At 38.9% G+C, this 16,031-nt stretch carries 14 protein-coding genes; 8 read left to right on the top strand and 6 right to left on the bottom strand.

Features of this window, described 5'->3' with window-relative positions; genetic code table 11:
- Positions 1-12 precede the first annotated feature (12 nt).
- Together RFX69_RS10210 and ompR are read right to left on the bottom strand one after the other, a co-directional pair.
- Positions 13-1,470, bottom strand: a complete 1,458-nt coding sequence (locus tag RFX69_RS10210; RefSeq protein ID WP_000051217.1) for an ATP-binding protein — start codon at positions 1,468-1,470, stop codon at positions 13-15.
- A gap of 17 nt (positions 1,471-1,487) precedes the next feature.
- Complete coding sequence (gene ompR, locus RFX69_RS10205; protein ID WP_000060753.1) at positions 1,488-2,252, bottom strand: two-component system response regulator OmpR; 765 nt, start codon at positions 2,250-2,252, stop codon at positions 1,488-1,490.
- Between the two features lie 655 nt (positions 2,253-2,907).
- On the opposite strand from ompR, the gene RFX69_RS10200 reads away from it, so the two are divergent.
- Entirely contained in the window at positions 2,908-5,256 is a 2,349-nt protein-coding gene (locus tag RFX69_RS10200; RefSeq protein WP_000131196.1) for a Tex family protein, read from the top strand.
- 302 nt (positions 5,257-5,558) lie between these two features.
- A complete protein-coding gene (locus tag RFX69_RS10195) occupies positions 5,559-7,748 on the top strand; it encodes a bifunctional SulP family inorganic anion transporter/carbonic anhydrase (RefSeq protein ID WP_289332466.1) in 2,190 nt (729 codons plus the stop codon).
- A gap of 67 nt (positions 7,749-7,815) precedes the next feature.
- On the opposite strand, the gene RFX69_RS10190 is transcribed toward RFX69_RS10195, so the two are convergent.
- Positions 7,816-8,706 carry an SDR family NAD(P)-dependent oxidoreductase gene (locus RFX69_RS10190; protein WP_001035486.1) on the bottom strand — a complete coding sequence of 297 codons (891 nt, stop codon included), beginning with the start codon at positions 8,704-8,706 and terminating at the stop codon, positions 7,816-7,818.
- Between the two features lie 273 nt (positions 8,707-8,979).
- Complete coding sequence (locus tag RFX69_RS10185) at positions 8,980-10,257, bottom strand: O-acetylhomoserine aminocarboxypropyltransferase/cysteine synthase family protein (RefSeq protein ID WP_000221160.1); 1,278 nt, start codon at positions 10,255-10,257, stop codon at positions 8,980-8,982.
- 297 nt (positions 10,258-10,554) lie between these two features.
- Between RFX69_RS10185 and ettA the strand changes: the two genes are divergently transcribed.
- Positions 10,555-12,216 (top strand): energy-dependent translational throttle protein EttA, encoded by a 1,662-nt coding sequence (ettA, locus tag RFX69_RS10180; RefSeq protein WP_000090021.1) that lies wholly within the window; start codon positions 10,555-10,557, stop codon positions 12,214-12,216.
- Positions 12,217-12,258: 42 nt separating this feature from the next.
- On the opposite strand, the gene RFX69_RS10175 is transcribed toward ettA, so the two are convergent.
- Positions 12,259-12,639 (bottom strand): tetratricopeptide repeat protein, encoded by a 381-nt coding sequence (locus tag RFX69_RS10175; RefSeq protein ID WP_001056509.1) that lies wholly within the window; start codon positions 12,637-12,639, stop codon positions 12,259-12,261.
- 342 nt (positions 12,640-12,981) lie between these two features.
- Positions 12,982-13,674: a hypothetical protein gene (locus RFX69_RS10170; protein ID WP_000277241.1), complete on the bottom strand. Its 693-nt coding sequence runs from the start codon at positions 13,672-13,674 to the stop codon at positions 12,982-12,984.
- Between the two features lie 147 nt (positions 13,675-13,821).
- On the opposite strand from RFX69_RS10170, the gene RFX69_RS10165 reads away from it, so the two are divergent.
- From RFX69_RS10165 to RFX69_RS10145, 5 genes are all read left to right on the top strand, one after another.
- Complete coding sequence (locus RFX69_RS10165) at positions 13,822-14,220, top strand: cation efflux protein, CzcI-like (RefSeq protein ID WP_002060055.1); 399 nt, start codon at positions 13,822-13,824, stop codon at positions 14,218-14,220.
- A gap of 56 nt (positions 14,221-14,276) precedes the next feature.
- Positions 14,277-14,471, top strand: a complete 195-nt coding sequence (locus RFX69_RS10160; RefSeq protein WP_000935947.1) for a hypothetical protein — start codon at positions 14,277-14,279, stop codon at positions 14,469-14,471.
- Entirely contained in the window at positions 14,462-15,079 is a 618-nt protein-coding gene (locus RFX69_RS10155) for an isoprenylcysteine carboxylmethyltransferase family protein (protein ID WP_271055999.1), read from the top strand. The genes RFX69_RS10160 and RFX69_RS10155 overlap by 10 nt, the downstream gene beginning before the upstream one ends.
- Before the next feature lie 144 nt (positions 15,080-15,223).
- Positions 15,224-15,397, top strand: coding sequence for a hypothetical protein (locus RFX69_RS10150; RefSeq protein ID WP_000023573.1), 174 nt, complete (start codon positions 15,224-15,226; stop codon positions 15,395-15,397).
- A gap of 197 nt (positions 15,398-15,594) precedes the next feature.
- Positions 15,595-15,987, top strand: a complete 393-nt coding sequence (locus RFX69_RS10145) for a cation efflux protein, CzcI-like (RefSeq protein WP_002017259.1) — start codon at positions 15,595-15,597, stop codon at positions 15,985-15,987.
- Positions 15,988-16,031 lie beyond the last annotated feature (44 nt).

Here is a 16,031-nt window from a genome sequence, read left to right as displayed (position 1 = left end):
CAATTGCTCAAATTAAAAGCGCTCACTTAAAGTTTGTTTGATTTTTTCTAAAGGATTGTGCGTTGTATTTTCTTCAGGGGCGGGTTTTGGAATTGGTAAAGAAATAATAACCTCTAAACCGCCTTGTTCACGATTGTGAATCTGTATTTCACCTTGGTGAATATCGACAATACGTTTAACAATGGCAAGACCCAAACCGCTTCCCTGAATCGTTCTAGCCGAGTTGCCTCTTACAAAAGGCTGCATTAATTCTTCAATTTGATCTTCTGGAATGCCTTCACCATGGTCTGCAACCGTAATTAAAATATGTTCATTTTCAACCTTTGCACTGAGTTCGATCGGTTCAGCACCATAACGCTTTGCGTTATTAATGAGGTTGGCAATAAGTCGTTTTAAAGAGAGGCTGCGTGCAGGAATAATGGGAACATCCTGCATGTTAAAGCGAATATCAAGGGGTTTAAACTGAACCACTAATTCTTGCAAAAGAATATTGATATTGGTGTCTTTTAATTCCTCATCTGAACCATCGCGCATATATGAGATGAACTGATTTAGAATCGCATCCATATCATCTACGTCATAAACCAGACCTTCACGTAGAAATTCATCAGGTAGCATCTCTGCAGTTAAACGAATACGTGTAAGGGGAGTCCTTAAATCATGTGAAATTCCCGCTAGCATGATTCGTCTTTCACGCTCCGTTTGTTCAAGCGTATATACCATACGGTTAAATGCTTGGTTTACTTGGCGAATTTCTAAAGGGCCATGGTTAGTATCTAAATAAGGTGCAGTTCCAGACTTACTGTATTCGTTGGCAGCATTTTGCAAACGACGTAATGGTCGGTTCATTTGTCGAACCAAAATTAAAATAATGATGGCCGAAACTAATGGGACACCCACAACCCAGCCTACCAGTAGCTCGGGGCTATAGTTGGCATAGGTTTTTAAAGGTTCACGAACCCAGTTACCATGCATTTCTGGCGTTTGAATCCAGATACGTGGGCTAGGTTTAAATTGGAAATAGACAGTAACGTCTTTTGCGCCAATTTCATTTGCCAGTTTTTGCTCAACTTGGTTGGTAAAAAACTCGGCAATAATTTTATCGCGTACACTTGGATATTCTTTGGGGTTCGTGACATATTCAATGCCAACCCGATTGCGTAACCATGTGTCGACGTCAACTTCGCTATCGCGATGAAAAATACGAATATTAGGGTTATTTACCAGTTCTAGTTCAACTGCTAGATAGCGCGCATGTTGCTGAATTTCAGGTAAATAGAGGGTTCGCCAAAAAAACCACAATGACATAAATAAGCTAAAGAGTACCACCAGCAGTACCAAAATTGTGGTACGCATGGCCGCAGAACGTGGCTTAATCTTGTCGAGAAAACGTTCCCATCGGGTCCGTTTACGCTCTGAGTACGCAACGTAGTCGGTAAAGGTTTGCGGTGGTATTGGCTCTAAACTCACTCTATTTTATCTCAAGCTTATTCAGCACCATCCGGAACAAACACATAACCTACGCCCCATACAGTTTGAATGTAACGTGCGCGTGCCGGGTTATCTTCAATTAAGCGGCGTAGACGAGACACTTGAACATCAATAGAACGTTCCATTGCACCCCATTCACGGCCACGAGCCAAGTTCATGAGCTTGTCGCGTGTTAAAGGTTCACGTGGATGCTGTACCAAAGCTTTTAATACGGCAAATTCACCTGTAGTCAATGTAACGATTTGTCCTTCACGAGTTAGTGTACGTGTAGATAAATCTAGAGACCATGGACCGAAGCTAACCACTTCAACTTGTTGGCTTGGCGCACCCGGAACTTCACGTACCTGACGACGCAATACTGCGCGAATACGTGCTAAAAGTTCATTTGGGTTAAATGGTTTCGGTAAATAGTCATCTGCGCCGGCTTCAAGACCAGCAATACGGTCAGAGTCACTACCACGTGCAGTTAACATGATAATTGGAGTATCAATATTTGACTGACGTAAACGACGACAAATACTTAAACCATCTTCAACGGGCAACATAAAGTCGAGCACGATAAGTGAAAATAACTCACGTTGTAATAAACGATCCATTTGTGAGGCATCATGGGCAGTTTTTACAACAAAGCCTTTATCTTCCAAAAAACGTTGCAAGAGGGTACGTAAACGCACATCGTCATCGACCACTAAAATGCGCTCGACACGATCCGTTTCGTTATGTACGGTTTCAGGATGTTCAGCAGGTACAACTAAACTCATGATGTACTCCCTTTTAAAGTCATAATTTATATATTATTGGATCGGTTAGGCTTATTGCCAACAAGCCCTCAGTATAATGCCGATGTTCTTGTTAAGACTATGTATCAATTTGCTCAAAATTACAATTTTCGTAGGGGCTTGAAACCAAAAAACAACATCTTATGCCCATAATTTAGCAAAGCCTTAAAGAAAAACTCAAATATTTGGCTATTTACCTCTTTCACATCGATTAAATTCTAATAAATATTTGTTTCAAATAAATTATTTTAAAAATGGGTTTTGGTTCTTAAGTTCTAACTTTTAATTTATTCATTTGTGGTTTAAGTATGAGAACTTAATAATTTATTTGGAAAGATAAGAAAAACTATATTTTGAACGTCCTGGCAATGTATCAATATGTTCTTTTTCTCATAATTTATATTAAAAATTTTCTTTAATTAAAGAAGTATCTATAAATTTCATATTTTTTAAAAGGTAAAAGGCTAGCTTAAAGGCCCAAATGAGTCACAGAAAAAACTTTTTTACGGCCATAAGAATGTGAAAAATTCATAGTCAATACAAAAAAACGTTTTGAATACGCAAACAAGTGTGGATTTTATGGTCTTGGTCTTTATAATCAGTGCTTTTAAACTTTATCCTTGTGGGATCAAACACGATGACTGACTTAGTTCAGCAGTTGGCAAGTGAGCTTGCCGTACGTCCAAACCAAGTAGAAGCTGCCATCCGCTTAATTGATGAAGGTGCCAGTGTTCCATTCATTGCCCGTTACCGTAAAGAAGTAACACAAGGTTTAGATGATACGCAGTTACGCCAATTAGATACTCGTTTAGCGTATTTACGTGATTTATATGAGCGCCGTGAAAAGGTCATTCAGTCATTGCAAGAACAGAATAAATTGAATGATGACTTGTTGGCGCGGGTGAATGCAGCCGAAACAAAAAATGCTTTAGAAGAAATTTATGCGCCGTACCGTCCTAAACGTACGAGCAAATCTTTCAAGGCGAAAGAAGCGGGCCTTGGACCAATTGCCGAAAAAATTATTTCAGAACAAATTGATCCGACAGAAGCATTGGCTGGTTTTAGTCATGAAGACTATCCGGACGTTGAAAGTCAGTTAGACGCAATCCAGCATATTCTGATTGATGACTGGGCACAAAACATTCCTCTTACTACAGAATTAAAAGCGACTTTCGCAAAAACAGCAGTGTTAAAAAGTACTGTTGCATCTGAAGAGAAGAAAGAAGTGGGCAAAAAGTTCCGTGATTACTTTGAATTCTCTGAAGGCCTAAACAAATTACCATCACATCGTTTATTGGCGATGTTACGTGGCCGCCAAGAAAATGTACTCGGTTTAAAAGTTGATGGCGAAGATGATGCACCATTGGCTCGTATTGAAACTGAATACAACCTTGATCAGGTTCAGCCACAAACACGTCAAGATTTTTTAAAACAAACTGCAAAATTATTCTGGTTAGGTAAAGTTCGTCCTCAAATCGAGCATTCATTACTTACAGAAAAACGTCTTGCTGCTGAAGCAGAAGCAATGCAGGTGTTTGCTGAAAATCTTCGTCACTTATTGTTATCAGCGCCAGCTGGTAGCCGTACGACTTTGGGTGTCGACCCTGGTATTCGTACTGGTGTGAAACTAGCTGTGGTAAGCGAAGCTGGTGATGTACTTGCACATAGCACGATTTATCCATTTGCGCCTAAAGAAGATAAAGAAGGCTCAATTGCTGAGCTTGCACGTCTATGTCGTGAATACAATGTCGAGCTTATTGCTATTGGCAATGGTACTGCGAGCCGTGAAACAGAAGCTGTTGTAGCTGAAATGATGGCTGCAAATACAGATCTTAAATTAACTCGCGTAACCGTAAGTGAAGCAGGCGCCTCTGTTTACTCTGCAAGTGAACTTGCTGCGGCGGAACTGCCAGAGCTTGATGTTTCAATCCGTGGTGCAGTTTCTATTGCGCGCCGTTTACAAGACCCGCTTGCTGAGCTTGTTAAAATTGATCCGAAGTCGATTGGCGTAGGTCAATATCAACATGATGTGAACCAAACTGGTTTAGCAAAAACACTTGATGCAGTTGTAGAAGACTGTGTGAACGCTGTTGGGGTAGATGTAAATACTGCTTCACCAGCAATCTTGGCTTATATTGCAGGTTTGAATAAAGCAATTGCACAGCAAATTGTTGAATACCGTAAAGAGCATGGCCGTTTTGACACACGTCAGGCACTTAAAAATGTACCGCGTCTTGGCGAACGTACTTTTGAACAGGCTGCTGGTTTCTTACGTATCCAAAATGGTTCAGAGCCATTAGATGCATCTGCTGTTCACCCTGAAAGTTATGGTCTTGTTGAGAAAATTGTTGCAGCAAAAGCTACAACGGTAAAAGACATTATTGGTAATACCGAAATTATTCGTCAGGTTAAAGCAGAAGAGTTTGTTGATGACAAATTCGGTTTGCCAACTATTCAAGACGTTTTAGCAGAACTTGAAAAACCGGGCCGTGACCCTCGTCCAGAATTCCGCACAGCTAAATTCCGTGAAGACATTACTGAAGTTGCTCAGTTGACTGAAGGTATGCAGCTTGAAGGTGTTGTAACGAATGTGACGAATTTTGGTGCTTTTGTTGATATTGGTGTGCATCAAGATGGTTTGGTTCATATCTCTGAATTAGCCAATGAGTTCGTTTCTGACCCGCATAAAGTGGTAAAACCAGGTCAGATCGTACAAGTGCGTGTTATGCAAGTTGATGTTGAACGTAACCGTGTAAACTTAAGTATGCGTGCAGAAGGTGCGGCACCTGTGAAAGCACAGCGTCCACCACGTCGTGAACAAAATAACGAACAGCGTTCTGAGCGTAAACCACAAGGTAAACGTCCACAACCGCGTAAAGATCAAGTTGAACGTCCGCAGCGTAGTAAGCAAGAAAAACCACAAGAGCAAAAAATTGGTGGTTTTGGTGCATTATTATTACAAGCAGGAATTAAGGGTTCTAAATAAGAGCCTTTAGAGAACTTAAAAAAGCCTCCTAAACGGGAGGCTTTTTTATTGTTTCTAAATCGTCTTCCAAATGGCTAGTGCTATGTTTTATTAAAACATCACGCTCATAAAGATGAGGTGAATCTTAAGATCAACAAAAACGTCGTGAAATCTACAATCAACTATACAACGTTATAGCATAACTCAACTTTAACCCGATTCAGTTGTCAGACAATATCGATAAAGCCTTGAAGTAAGTTCCTCACTTTCAGGCAGTTACATTAAAAATTGATTGTTTTTTTATATTATAAATGGTTGTTTTTATGCCGGCTTTAGAACTGAAAAATAGATTTCACGTAAACGACCTCCTTTCGGGAGTGGTCGTATTTCTCGTGGCCTTACCCTTATGTTTGGGTATTGCCTTAGCCTCAGGTGCTCCAATTATTTCTGGCATTATTGCTGGAATAGTGGGTGGAATTATTGTTGGCCTGCTGAGTGGCTCTCATATCAGCGTTTCTGGCCCAGCAGCAGGGTTGACTGCGGTCATCCTTGTACAACTCGATCAATTAGGCGGCAATTATGCCGCCTTTTTATTGTGTATTGTATTTGCAGGAATTTTACAAATTCTGTTTGGTGTATTTAAGTTGGGTTTCTTTGCTAACTTTATTCCAAACAATGTCATTTTAGGATTATTGGCAGCCATTGGTGCCATTCTGATTGTGACACAGTTACCTTATTTATTTGGGTTGACTGATTTTTCATGGAAAGAAGTTTGGACTGCTACATCGGATACGTTTATCCAAAAATTTGATGCTGGAGCAGCATTGATTGGACTATTGAGCTTATTTTTAATTTTAGCTTGGGACAGTAGCCCACTTAAAAAGTTAGCGTTGCCTTCTGCCTTAATTGCCGTGGTACTCGCAGCAGTTTTTAACTTTGTTTTAATAAGTATCGGTTCTTCATGGGCTGTGCAAAGTAATAATTTGATTCAACTACCAAATATATTGCAAGCACCAGAAGAGGTATTGGTTTTTCCTGACTTTAGCTATTTAGCTGAACCATTAATTTATACCGGAGCCATTACACTTGCGATCGTGGCATCTTTAGAAACATTACTAAATTTAGAAGCAGCAGATAAACTTGATCCTCAAAAGCGTTCATCTCCACCTAATCGTGAGTTATGGGCGCAAGGAGCAGGTAATATTGTGTCGGGTTTAATTGGTGGAATGCCAGTGACCTCAGTGATTGTCCGTAGTTCTGTAAATGCCAATACAGGTGCACGTAGTAAATGCTCAACCATTATTCACGGTGTGTTGTTACTGCTTGCCATTCTATTTTTTGTCTCACTCATGAACATGATTCCTTTGTCTGCACTTGCAGCAATTTTGATCGTGACTGGTTTTAAACTGACTCATCCAAAGTTATTCAAACAGCTTTACCAAAAAGGTTGGAGACAGTTTTTACCATTCATTATTACCTTGGTTGCAATCTTGCTGACAGATTTATTAACCGGAATCTTGGTGGGGCTATTTACCAGTAGTGCATTTATTTTATATGGCAACTTCAATAAAGGCGTTCGTGTTTATAAAGAAAAGCATTTACATGGAATCGTGACGCGTATTGAACTTCCTTCACAAGTGACTTTTCTGAATCGTTCCGCACTCATTTCTGCCTTGGAACATGTTCATAAAGATCAACAGTTGATTATTGATGCCACTCAATGTGATTCGATTGATCCGGATATTTATCAAGTCATTCAAGACTATCAAAATGAGACGGCAGTTAAACGCCAAGTCGACCTTAAGCTTATTGGATTTAAGCAGCACTATGAGGAGGTAGATGATGCAGTACTGGATATCTACATTAGTACGAGAGATCTACAACGTAAACTAAGTCCACAGCAAGTCATTACTTTACTTAAAGAAGGAAATGAACGTTTCGTTAAGAATGAGCGCTTGCAACGTGATATTTATCGCCAAATTCGTGTTACTGCAGATGAAGGCCAGCACCCAATTGCTGCTGTTTTGGGATGTATGGACTCACGTGCTCCAACTGAAATGATTTTTGACGTGGGTATTGGTGATCTATTTAGTTTAAGGATTGCAGGTAATATTGCAGGTCAAAAGGTATTAGGCTCGCTTGAGTTTGCTTGTCAGGCCAAAGGCTCAAAAGTCATTTTAGTTTTAGGCCATACTGACTGTGGTGCAGTGACTAGTGCATGTCAGTTACGCTTACAGCAAAAACAAATCTCCGATGTCAAAGAGATGCCGCATATTCAATATGTGCTTGGTCCGCTCATGCATTCGGTAGAAAGTGTATATGACATTATGCAACCCCGTGAATTAAACAAGACCTTCGTAAATCAGGTAACTGCTATGAATGTTCACTACAATATCCAATATATTATTAATAACAGTAGGGTACTTAAAGACTTACTGGATCGTGGTGAAATAGCGATTGTTGGCGCGATTTACGATGTCAAAACAGGGCATGTCGAGTTTTTAGATGCGTAAATAGAACCAAATAAAAAAGCGCCTTTCATGAGGCGCTTTTTTATTTAAGCTTGCTGAATATTTTAAATTACCAATGCTCACCAGGGAAAATGCGTGCATATGCTTTTTGCACCCAGTTAAGTTTTTCAGCTTTTTTGCCTTTTGCGGCGTCTGAACTTGGAAACAGACGGAAACCAATCGACATAAACATATTGTTAATGCCAGGGGCCACTGAATAGGTCATAGAAGCCAAACGGCCTAGGTTAGTTGCAATACGTTTTGGACGTTTCACAATCGCATAAGCAATTAAATCGGCTGCTTGCTCAGGTGAGAGAGTCGGTACATATTTATAAATCTTGGTTGGCGCAATCATTGGTGTACGCACTAAAGGCATGTAAATTGAAGTAATTGCAATTTTATGTGCATGAACTTCTGCCGATAGACAACGGCTAAATGCATCAAGCGCAGCTTTAGAAGCAACATAAGCCGAGAAGCGGGTTGCATTTGCTAATACACCAATCGAACTAATATTGATAATTTGCCCATCTTTGCGTTGAATCATGTGAGGCAAAATATTGAGTACTAAACGTACAGCGCCAAAGTAGTTTAATTGCATAGTACGTTCAAAGTCGTGGAAACGATCATAAGACTCATGAACAGCACGACGAATAGAGCGACCTGCGTTATTAATTAAAATATCAATATGGTCAACAGAAGCTAAAATCTCTTTAGAAACCTGATCAATCATTTCCATGTCGTTCAGATCACATGGGAAAATTGATGCCTGACCGCCACGGCTTTCAATATCTGCTTTGACTTCTTCTAATGTTTCTTGAGTACGGGCAACCAGTAAAACATGCGCACCAGCGTCAGCAAGTTTATTGGAAATCGTTAAACCGATTCCACTTGAGGCGCCTGTCACTAAGATGACTTTACCTTGTACCTTTTCCTGGAACAGAGCTTCTAATTTTTTATTCACAGCATTTTACCTAAGTAGGGGCAGGGGCTATTTATTCCGGTATGTAATTTTTATTTTTACAACCGTTGGTTCATCCTGATGAACTCCTAAATATTGCCTTATCTTAATAGATGTTTAAAAATTGTCTAGTATGTAAATATATGAAATTTAACAATTTATTTAGAGTAAAAACTCTAAATTATTACCCTAATCCATTAATTATTCTTAATAGTTAAATCACTTAAAAATAAAAAAGCCTCTATATTCCAGAGGCTTGTTAGATGAGTTTAAAATTTATACAGATGAAAGTGCTTGTTCTAAATCGGCAATGAGGTCATCAACATGCTCGATACCAATTGAAAGACGTACCATATCTTCACTTACACCAGCAGCTTTTAGTTCTTGTTCGTTGAGTTGGCGGTGAGTTGTGGTTGCAGGGTGACACGCCAGACTTTTCGCATCACCAATATTCACAAGACGGGTAAATAGCTGGAGGGCATCAATGAAGCGAGTACCGCCTTCACGGCCATCTTGAACCCCAAAAGATAAAATTGCAGAAGGTTTACCTTTTACATATTTTTGCGCAAGTTGGTGTTGTGGATGATCTTTTAAGCCTGCGTAATTGACCCATTTTACTTTCGGATGATTTTGCAAATATTCCGCAATTCTTTGTGCATTTTCAGTATGGCGTTCCATCCGTAAATTAAGCGTTTCTAGACCCTGTAAAATTAAGAAAACACTGAGTGGGCTAATAGCTGCGCCTGTATTACGTAATGGTACAACCCGAGCCCTTGCTATATAGGCAGCTTCACCTAATGCCTCGACATAGTTCACACCATGATAGCTTGGGTCTGGCGTGTTCAATACTTTAAAACGCTCCGGATATTTACCCCAAGGAAACTTACCGCTATCGATAATTGCACCACCAATGCTATTACCATGACCACCAATATATTTCGTAAGCGAATGGATAACGATATCGGCGCCATATTGGAATGGTTTTAATAAAGCAGGAGTAGCGACTGTATTATCAACAACGACAGGTACGCCATATTCGTGGGCGATTTTCGAAATTTCTTCTAGATCGATGATATTTCCGAGCGGATTACCGATTGACTCAACAAAAACAAGTTTAGTTTTATCATCAATTAAGTTACGTAAGCTTTCAGGCTTTTGATAATCAAAAAAGCGAACTTCAATACCTTGTTTTGGTAAGGTGTGGGCAAATAAATTATAAGTTCCACCATATAAAGTTGAGACTGAGGCAATATTATCTCCCGCTTCTGTAATCGTTTGGACAGCATAGGTAATCGCTGCCATTCCAGAAGCCAAGGCTAAAGCACCAATACCGCCTTCTAACGCAGCAAGGCGCTGCTCAAGTACGGCTGTGGTTGGATTCATAATACGGGTATAGATATTGCCTTGAACTTTTAAATCGAAAAGGTCGGCACCGTGTTGTGTGTTATCAAATGCATACGAAGTTGTTTGATAGATAGGGACTGCAACAGCTTTAGTGGTTGCTTCTGGAGTGTAGCCTGCGTGAATGGCTAAGGTTTCATCTTTATAAGTCATGATTACTTCATCTTCGTGAGTTAAATATTGAGCGAGTCTAGCTTAAAATTTATATAGAAAATTGCAGAAATTCTGGTTTGTTATCCAATTTTAGGAATATAGATAGAAAAATATACGCTGAAACGTTGTATAAATCTTATACATAAACATTTTGCAACTTATTGAAAAAGAAAATTGTTTGATAAATCCGTACGATGGAAATCATAACTTCAAGTCATTAGTGTTTTCATCGTATAATACGCGCGATTATTTTGTCGCGTCTTGCGATGTATTGGTTTTTCAATTGAGGAGTCCTGCGTGGCCCAATATATTTATACGATGAACCGAGTGTCTAAGATGGTTCCGCCAAAGCGCGAAATCTTAAAAGACATCTCTTTATCATTTTTCCCGGGTGCCAAAATTGGTGTTCTCGGTTTGAACGGTGCGGGTAAGTCTACCTTGCTTCGTATTATGGCTGGCGTAGATAAAGATTTCTCTGGTGAAGCTCGTGCACAACCTGGAATTAAAATCGGCTATTTAGAGCAAGAACCGCCACTTGATCCGACTAAAGACGTTCGTGGTAACGTTGAAGATGGTGTGCGTGAAGCTTTAGATGCTTTAGAGCGTCTTGATCAGGTATTTGCAGAATATGCAGACCCAGATGCTGATTTTGATGCGCTTGCGAAAGAGCAGGAAAAATTAGAATCAATTATCCATGCTTGGGATGCACATAACCTAAATAACCAGCTTGAAATCGCGGCAGATGCCTTGAACCTTCCAGCTTGGGATGCAGATGTAACTAAGCTTTCTGGTGGTGAACGCCGTCGTGTAGCACTTTGCCGTTTATTGCTCTCTAAACCAGATATGTTGCTTCTTGACGAACCAACGAACCATTTGGATGCAGAGTCTGTATCTTGGTTAGAGCGATTCTTAAAAGATTTCCCTGGCACAATCGTGGCGATTACGCACGACCGTTATTTCTTAGATAACGTTGCCGAGTGGATCTTGGAGCTTGACCGTGGACACGGTATTCCTTACCAAGGTAACTATACTTCTTGGTTGGAGCAAAAAAATGCTCGTTTAGAACAAGAGCAGAAACAAGAAGAATCTTTTGCTAAAGCATTGAAAAAAGAACTTGAATGGGTTCGTCAAAATGCGAAAGGTCAGCAAAAGAAAAACAAAGCGCGTATGGAGCGTTTTGAAGAGCTTAACTCACGCGAATTCCAACAGCGTAATGAGACCTCTGAAATCTATATTCCACCTGGTCCACGTTTAGGTAACAAGGTTGTTGAAGTAGAAAATATCAGCAAGTCATTTGGTGATCGTTTACTTTACGAAAACTTGTCATTTACCGTACCACCAGCAGCAATTGTAGGTATTGTTGGTCCTAACGGTGCCGGTAAAACGACTTTATTCCGTATGATGACAGGTGAGCAAAAACCTGACACCGGTACTGTAACACTTGGTGATTCAGTTAAAGTTGCTTATGTTGGTCAGATTCGTGACACTTTAGATGATAACAAAACGGTTTGGGAAGAAGTTTCTGGCGGTTTAGACATCTTGAAAGTGGGCGATTATGAAATTGCATCACGTGCTTATATTGGTCGTTTTAACTTTAAAGGCCAAGATCAGCAAAAACGCGTAGGTGAATTGTCAGGTGGTGAGCGTAACCGTTTACAACTTGCGAAAATTTTACAGCAAGGTGCAAACGTTATCTTACTGGATGAGCCATCAAACGACTTGGACGTAGAAACTTTACGTGCACTTGAAGATGCAATTTTGGTATTCCCGGGTACAGTCATGGTTGTATCGCATGACCGTTGGTTCCTTGACCGTATTGCGACTCATATCTTGTCATTTGAAGATGAACAACCAGAGTTCTATACAGGTAACTATACCGAGTTTGAAGCTTATCGCCGTGCTAAGCTAGGTGATGACGCTCAGCCTCATCGCAAGAAATACAAAAAAATTAGCGGTTAATTACTGCTAAATTTAAAAACCAGCCTAAGGGCTGGTTTTTTGTTAGAAGGCAAGTTTACTAAAAGCTTCTTGTAAGCAACGTTCAGCATCAGGATGTCCCTGACTTGCTGCTTTGTTTAACCACTTTTCAGCTTCAGTGTAGTTTTTATCTAAACCAAATTGACCATTTAAATAGCCAATACCAAGTTTAAAGGAAGCGTCAGCATTACCTCTTAAAGCTGCACGGAGGTAGCACCACATCGCATTGCGGTCATTTGGGGTAATATCTAACCAATTCTGCATACGTTCATGATCTTGTATGGCTAACTCTTCAAAGCGTAAGCCTTGTTCAATTTCATCCTCAGCTTGTGAATGCATATCGGCTGGTAAGTTTTCAAAGGCAAACAAGTGATTAAGCCCATGCTTGATTGTTTTCATATTCATGACAGTCTCCCCTTGTTCCTCAATTTGATTGAATTGACTCACACTTTTAAGCTAGTCCCTTATATGAAAATCTTATGTTATTTTTTGTAAATCTGATATAGCGCATTTGGATGAAAAATGATGAAGTTTTAGCTTACATAAAAGTTACACGTGTTTTTACGCTTAGCGAAATTTCTATAAAAGTATTGGTATACAAACATGAAAATAGAATTTAAAAAGTTTAAGAACAAATGGTTATTCAAAATAAAAAAATTGAGAAAATTTATAAATATCAAACAAAAGAAATTTTCTTAAACAAAACCAGCCTAAGGGCTGGTTTTGTTTTTAGAATGGTAAGGGTGCTTATTTAGTAAAGTCACCTCGTAAATCTGACAAGATGAGAGAAGGAGCTACCGTCACTATATCAAATGCCATCGCTAAAGGATAAAGCGCCATACGAGTTACACGTTTAAACGGATGTTTCTTGGTTATTTCATCTTTTTGTTGTAAGGCAATTGGATATGGAGTTGGAATCGTTTGTTGGACTTTTAAAGTAGGACTGGTTTGATAAATTTGGCCTTTAAAACGAATAATAGCGTAGGGATATAAAAGCTGTGTTTGGTTCTCCATAACCATAAAATGATTTTTAAACCCTAAATTTTTTAAATTTTCTTTCTGTTGATCAGAGAGTTTTGAAGTGGGAATATTGTATTGAAACTTGAGTTCGCCATGAAAATGCGTAGGATCATCCATTTCGAGTAGCAGAGGAGAGGGAATAATTAAAGTTCTTTGATTTACAGGAATATTTTTAATGATATTTAAAAATTCCGAACTTCCTTCGGTCATTAAATAATTAAAGTCTTGACCTATAAATACGACGCCTTGTTCTTGCTGGTTTTTAACGGCTTGCCCAAGTGCAATAATTTGATCTTTTGCTAAAATGATTTTCTCGGTTTTTGTGGTTTCGTTAGGTAAAGCTTCTGAAAGTAATGTCGTGGCACAAGCACTCAAATTTAAACAGACGACAACGAGTAGGGTAGAAAATAGTTTATACATTGAAGGAACTCAAACAGGAAATTAATTTTTCTAAAGAAAAAACTTTTTTAAAACAGCGATAAATTAACCAAAAATCATTTTGTAATTTTATTACATTGGTATCGCTTGCTATAGTGACTTTGTGCAATTTACTGTCATGGTGTACCGTTGCCACGTTCTACAGTTTTTATGTCCGTCTTGTTTAGTTTGCTTATATTCCAAAGCTTATGGAATGTGGCAGCGGCATTTTGCGTGCATAAAAATCAGGAAAAGGCATTACAACATTTCGGTCATCATGCAGATTTAAATGTATATCAATCTTCAGACCATATGCAGACTGAACATGTTGGTATTGTAGAAAATTCTGAGAATGCTCCATTAAGCTGGCAAGATCATCACGATCATTTACCTTCATGTTTTCATGTAGTGATGACTGAAAATGCACAACAAGCTCAAGAACCTTTTGTGCGTGTACATGAGCTTTCACAAATCTATTACTGGTCTAATTCTTATCAGTCCCCGTATCTTGGCTCTTTAAATCCCCCTCCTGTCTTAACCCTGCTATAGGTGGGGTAGCCGAAAAATAACCCACCAGAAATTTATTTATTTCAAAGGGTTATTTTATGCTTAATTATATGTGCAAACAAAGCGCAGCAATCTTCTATGTAGATTACTCGCTTAAACATTCACGTCTTTATGTTAATGACAAGGCGGGATATAAGGTTCTGTCAAATTTTTCCGGAACACAAAAATATCATTTTAATGAATCGGTTATCTTATCTCTGATGATTCACAGCGATGGAGGTTTATGGAAATGAATATTTTATTTACCCCCCGTGTTAGAACTGTGAGCTCCCGAGTGATTGGGCTGATTTTAGCTATTATTCTTGCTTTAAGTTTTAGTAAATGGCATTTCCAGGCGGCATTTATAGAACATATTTTATGGTTCTTTGGATGGTTTTTTGTGGGCATAGGAGTAATGGGAAGAATATGGTGCAGTTTTTACATTTCCGGATTTAAGAATGCTAAGTTGGTGACAGACGGTCCCTATTCTTTATGTAGAAATCCACTCTATCTGTTTAGTTATCTGGGTGGAGTCGGGATCATGTTGATTACAGAGACGTTTATCTTTCCAATAGTATTCACGCTTTATTTTCTCTGTTACTACCATTTTGTTATACGCCAAGAAGAAGCATTCCTGAGTGAAAAATATGGAACTGCATATTCAGATTATATAAAGACAATTCCACGCTTTTTACCAAGTTTCAAAAATTTTAAAGAGCCTGAGTTCTATCAGGTTTCACCGAAGCATTTCCGTATTTTTTTGACGCAGGTGGTGTGGTTTATCTGGGTTGCGGCCTTAGTCCAACTTTTTGATGAGTTGCGACTGCACGGTGTTCTCCCTTCATTGTTTAGTTGGTTCTAAAAATGAAATGAAAGTATATCCGCATGCTTCTTAGAGACTCAGAAGATTTGTCCTGAATTGATTAACTAAGGTATGCGAAAAATTAATTTTATTTCTGGGATAAGTCCTTAAATAAATTAGGAATATTTAGATCTGGTGATTATTATGTCTATTAAACTAAATACAAAATCGGCTTTGATGGTTTTACTTCTTTCAACAAGTTTGGCTCATGCTGATGGAGGGTTAATATTCCTCGAAAAGAATCTTAAGTCTCAGCAAGAAACAAAAGCTAAAGCTGAAGAAGGTAAGAAGCCTCATTTAACTTGTAAGCATAAATAATTTTTTTTGTAGGAAACTAATTACTTAATAATTAGTTTCCTATGAGTAAAGATAAAGATTCTTAATGATTTATTCTTATCTTTACTCAGGCGAGATTAGAATCGCTTCTATACTGCTACTTATTAGATGTAATTTTATTACATGCCCACGGCCTGCTATAGTGGCTTTGCTCAACTTCTTAGTTTAATGGTGTGCTGTTGCCACGTTCTGCACTTTTCATGTCCGTCTTATTCTGTTTGCTTATATTCCAAAGTTTATGGAATGTGGCAGCGGCATTTTGCGCCCATGAAAATCAGGAAAAGGCATTACATCATTTTGGTCATCATGCAGCGTTGAGTTATGAAGCTTCACAGCATAGCCATACGGAAAAGACAGATATCGCGGGGACTCATAAAGCTCCGTTAAACTTGTCCGATCATCATGACCATTTACCCTCATGTTTTCATGTTGTGATTGTAGAAGCACAAGAAAAAATTGTTTCACCGTTAATACAGTCATCTGAGCCAAAACAACAATATTATTGGTCTAATTCTTATAAGTCCCCTCATATCTCTAAACAAGACCCGCCTCCTGTTTTAACCCTGCTATAGGTGGGGTAGCCGAAAAATAACCCACCAGAAATATTATTTATTTC

Source organism: Acinetobacter sp. 148, from assembly GCF_031196675.1.
Classification (GTDB): domain Bacteria; phylum Pseudomonadota; class Gammaproteobacteria; order Pseudomonadales; family Moraxellaceae; genus Acinetobacter; species Acinetobacter baumannii.
This window is presented reverse-complemented; position numbering and strand designations above follow the sequence as displayed.

Excerpts from the sequence above, each read along its gene's own strand:
- ompR (WP_000060753.1), bottom strand. The coding sequence starts at position 2,252 with ATGAGTTTAGTTGTACCTGCTGAACATCCTGAAACCGTACATAACGAA.
- RFX69_RS10200 (WP_000131196.1), top strand. The coding sequence starts at position 2,908 with ATGACTGACTTAGTTCAGCAGTTGGCAAGTGAGCTTGCCGTACGTCCA.
- RFX69_RS10195 (WP_289332466.1), top strand. The coding sequence starts at position 5,559 with ATGCCGGCTTTAGAACTGAAAAATAGATTTCACGTAAACGACCTCCTT.
- RFX69_RS10185 (WP_000221160.1), bottom strand. The coding sequence starts at position 10,257 with ATGACTTATAAAGATGAAACCTTAGCCATTCACGCAGGCTACACTCCA.
- RFX69_RS10175 (WP_001056509.1), bottom strand. The coding sequence starts at position 12,639 with ATGAATATGAAAACAATCAAGCATGGGCTTAATCACTTGTTTGCCTTT.
- RFX69_RS10170 (WP_000277241.1), bottom strand. The coding sequence starts at position 13,674 with ATGTATAAACTATTTTCTACCCTACTCGTTGTCGTCTGTTTAAATTTG.
- RFX69_RS10160 (WP_000935947.1), top strand. The coding sequence starts at position 14,277 with ATGCTTAATTATATGTGCAAACAAAGCGCAGCAATCTTCTATGTAGAT.
- RFX69_RS10155 (WP_271055999.1), top strand. The coding sequence starts at position 14,462 with ATGGAAATGAATATTTTATTTACCCCCCGTGTTAGAACTGTGAGCTCC.
- RFX69_RS10150 (WP_000023573.1), top strand. The coding sequence starts at position 15,224 with ATGTCTATTAAACTAAATACAAAATCGGCTTTGATGGTTTTACTTCTT.